Below are 596 nucleotides of genomic sequence, written 5' to 3' on the forward strand. Positions count from 1 at the left end.
CGTGGACCCGGTCGGAGGACCGTCCGCGCCGGGCGGGTGTGTCCTCGTTCGGCATCAGCGGCACCAACGCCCACATCATCCTCGAAGAGGCGCCGGAGGAACCGGCGCTCCAGTACGCGGCCCCCGAGCGGGACGCCCTCCATACCGGCCGGACCACGTTCCCTCTGGCGCTGTCCGCGGCCGACCCCGACGCCCTGCGTGCCCAGGCGGGGCGTCTTGGCGCGTTCCTGTCGGAGGACCCACGGCTGACGCCTGCGGACCTCGGCCTGTCGCTCGCCACCACGCGCAGCACGCTCGACCACCGTGCCGTGGTCCTCGCCGCCGACCGGGACGAACTCGAACGCGGCCTCGCCACCCTGGCCGCCGGTGACGCCGCCCCCCGCCTGATCACCGGCGCCGCCGACCGCGCGGGCCGCCGCCTCGCGTTCCTCTTCGCCGGTCAGGGTTCGCAGCGCCTGGGCATGGGGCGGGAGTTGTACGAGACGTACCCGGTGTTCGCGGAGGCCTTCGACGCGGTCGACGCGGAACTGCCTTTCGATCTCAAGGCGATCGTGTTCGGCGGGGACGCGGACGTGTTGAACCGTACCGAGTTCACG

At 73.2% G+C, this 596-nt stretch carries 1 protein-coding gene; it reads left to right on the forward strand.

Annotated features, from left to right (window positions below; translation table 11 throughout):
* Positions 1-596: CurL C-terminal domain-containing protein (locus AC5WS8_RS39315; RefSeq protein ID WP_496108264.1), on the forward strand; the 596-nt coding region annotated here is incomplete at both ends.

This window comes from Streptomyces sp. PTL18 (genome assembly GCF_059510295.1).